Consider the following 2,935-nt stretch of genomic DNA (forward strand, 5'->3'; position numbering starts at 1 on the left):
TTGCCAGGCGATGAACAGCAGACCCTGATCGAGCTGACCGTTCCGGAGCACGCCGTTCACATAGTTGAACGGCCGCCGCAGCATGTCGTTCTCCTCGCTTCCGGCCGTGCGCGGATTGGCGAGGCGGATGTGGGAATTGAGGGGCGTCACGGCGCCATCGGGGTCGGCGGCGAAGTCCGGCACCATGTGCTCGGTGCCGCCGGGTTGGTCGAGCGGCGCGCCGGACATCTTGAAGCGCCCGAAGAAGCGTTCCTGTTCGCCGAGCGGGGCGCGGTCCCAGCGTTCGACCAGCGTGCGGACGAGGCGGACCGCCATGTAGCTTCCGTCCGTCGCCCAGGCGGGTTCCTCCGCGCCCGGGCGCGCGCTGGCGGGGCCGACCCAGACGACCCGGTCCATCTCGTCGGCATCGGCGCTGTCGGGATTGGCCGAGCCGTCGCGAAAGCCGAGCAGATTGCGCGCGCTCTCGGGCGGGGCGCCCGGCTCGCTCGCGATCACCGGCACATTGCCGGTCTGCGCCCATTTCAGCACCAACTGGTCCGGCATGTTCTTCAGGATGTCTCGCAGCGCATGGACGACGGTGTCCTGGGTATGCGCACAGAATTGCAGGACGAGATCGCCGTGGCAGATTTCGGCGTCGAGCGCGTCATTGGGGAATTTGGTCATCCGGCTGAGCGCGCGCGGCTTCAGCGGGGCGAGCCATGGGCGGTCATCGAAGAGCGAGGCGCCGAAGCCGACGGTGATGGTCAGCGCGTCCGGCCGCACGACCGGGCCGAGGATGCCGCTGTCGGGCGGCGGCAGCTTGGGGTCGCTGTCCGCCACGGGCCCGCCATGGGTCAGGAAGACGACGCGATCCGTCAGCCGCCGCAGCAGCCGTTCGAGCGCGGCGGGATCGTCGGCGAGAACGTGGAAGGCGGCGACGAGGCCGTTCGCGGGTCGCGGCGTGAGGATGCCCGCCTGATGCCGGCCAAAGGGCGAGACATGCTCCTCGGCGCCGGCGCGGTCGGCGACCGGCGCGTCGGCGACGTTTTCGGGCGCGGGCCCGGTCGCGGCGCGGGCGACGGCGGGCAGTGTAACGGCGGGCAGGGCAACGAGCGCGCCTCCGGCGAACAGGAGGCCGCGGCGGGTGGTTGGCAGGATGTCGTTTGGCATCAGTCCAGTCCGATGGCGGGATTGAAGGTGTCGGCCGCGGCGGCGATCGCGGCGAAGGCGGCGGCGATCCGCGCGCGGTCGGCGGCGTCGATCTCGTCATAGGGCGGAAAGGCGCCGTCCCGCCGCAAGCCGTCGAGCGTCGCGCGCGCGGCTTCGAGAGCCTGGCGCAGGGTGGCGGAGGCGGCGGGGTCGGCCTCGGCCACCAGCGGATCGACGAGCAGGGCGGATTTCGAGATCCCGTCGAGATCGGCCGAGAATTCCGCGAGATCGGCGCCGCTGTAGGGTGCCTGCGAGGCGGTCGCCTGGTTCGCGACCCGCGACGCGAGCGCCGCGGCGTTGCCCGCGAGATCGGCGGGCGCGACGTCGAGCGTCTTCAGCCGGTCCCGCAGCGCCGCGGCATCGGAGGCGAGCCGCTCCGCGAAGGGGGCGAGCCCGTCCGTGGTGTCCTGGCTCCAGAGACCGTATTCGATGCGGTGAAAGCCGGTGAAGCCGGGATCGTCCGTGCGCTCCGCGAGATAGTCGGCGAGCGGGTCCATGCCGTTGGCGAGGTCCGCGACCCGGCCGGCGACGGGCGCCATCCGCCGCCAGGGTTCGCGCGCCGCGAGCCACGCCTCGCGCGCGCCGGCGAGATCGCCCGCCGCGATACGCTCGGACAGCGTTTCGGTTGTCCTGACGAGTTCACCGGCGCGCCGGGCGAGATAGACGCGATATTCCGACAGCGGCCCGATGAAGGCGCGCGTCTCGGGTTGGGCCTTGGCCGCCTCGGATTGGGCGGTGGCCAGGACGGTGAGCTTGCCGCGGGGATTGGAGAGCAGGCCGCAGGTGATGTCGTAGGTTCCGGGTCGCAGCCGCTCGGTCAGGACGGCGCTGAGGCCGGGCGTGATGTTCTCGCGCTCGGCCAGCACCATGACGCCGTCGAGGATCTCCCATTCCAGCGTCCGGTCCGAGGCATTGTGCACACGGAACGTCGTCTTGCCGGCGGGCACGGTCAGTTCCGCGGGATCGCAGGCCGAAGCCGTGACGGTGATGGCGATCTCGCCCTCGGCCGGCGCCGGCGCCCCGCCGCGCGCGGCGTACCAGAAGGCACCGAACCCGAGCAGGACGAGCAGCCCCGCGGCGGCCAGAGCGGCGCGGGTAACGGCGGGGGACATCGGGCTTTGGGCCGGCATCCGTCAGGCTCCCTGGTTTGCCGCGGGCCGCGGCGCGGACTGCGCCGGCCGCAGGAAGAACCAGAGCGACAGGGCCGCGACCAGCGCCCAGAGCAGGACCTCGCCGAGAACCGGCGTGTCGTGATAGCCAAAGAGGCCGCTCAGAACCGTGCCCGTCACCGAGGTGAGCGGCAGCGTGTGGCTCAGATCCCAGACCGGCTGTTGCAGGTGGTTCCAGATACCGGCCTCGTGCAGGTTGCGCAGCACCGAGGCGGCGAGGCCGGCGGCGACGAAGATGATGAAGATCCCGGTCCAGAGGAAGAACCGCCGGAGATCGAGCCGGACACCGCCACGATAGATCCCGTAGCCGATCACCACCGCGACGGCGATCCCGAGCAGCGCGCCGACCGGCGCCGCCCAGCCCGGACTCTGCTGGATGAGCGCGAGCAGGAAGAACACGGACTCGAGCCCCTCGCGCGCCACGGCGAAGAAACTCATGCCGATCAGTGCCCAGGTCGGGCCGCTGGCGTCGGCCATGGCGAGGTCGATGTCATGCTCCATTGTCGCCCGGATCGAACGCGCGGCCTTGCGCATCCAGAACACCATCGACAGCAGGACGACGACCGCGACGGAGCCGA

General features: G+C 71.3%; 3 protein-coding genes. All 3 read right to left on the bottom strand.

All coding sequences use genetic code 11. The features are described 5' to 3' along the window. Positions 1-1,149 (bottom strand): Dyp-type peroxidase (locus tag KBA23_RS16575; RefSeq protein WP_290743327.1); only part of this gene is annotated, 1,149 nt, incomplete at its 3' end. Next, entirely contained in the window at positions 1,149-2,318 is a 1,170-nt protein-coding gene (gene efeO, locus KBA23_RS16580; protein ID WP_290743329.1) for an iron uptake system protein EfeO, read from the bottom strand. The genes efeO and KBA23_RS16575, both read right to left, overlap by 1 nt. A gap of 3 nt (positions 2,319-2,321) precedes the next feature. Then, the coding region (locus KBA23_RS16585; protein ID WP_290743331.1) for an FTR1 family protein at positions 2,322-2,935 on the bottom strand (614 nt) is incomplete at its 5' end.

Source organism: Amaricoccus sp. (assembly GCF_017995835.1).
Lineage (GTDB): Bacteria > Pseudomonadota > Alphaproteobacteria > Rhodobacterales > Rhodobacteraceae > Amaricoccus.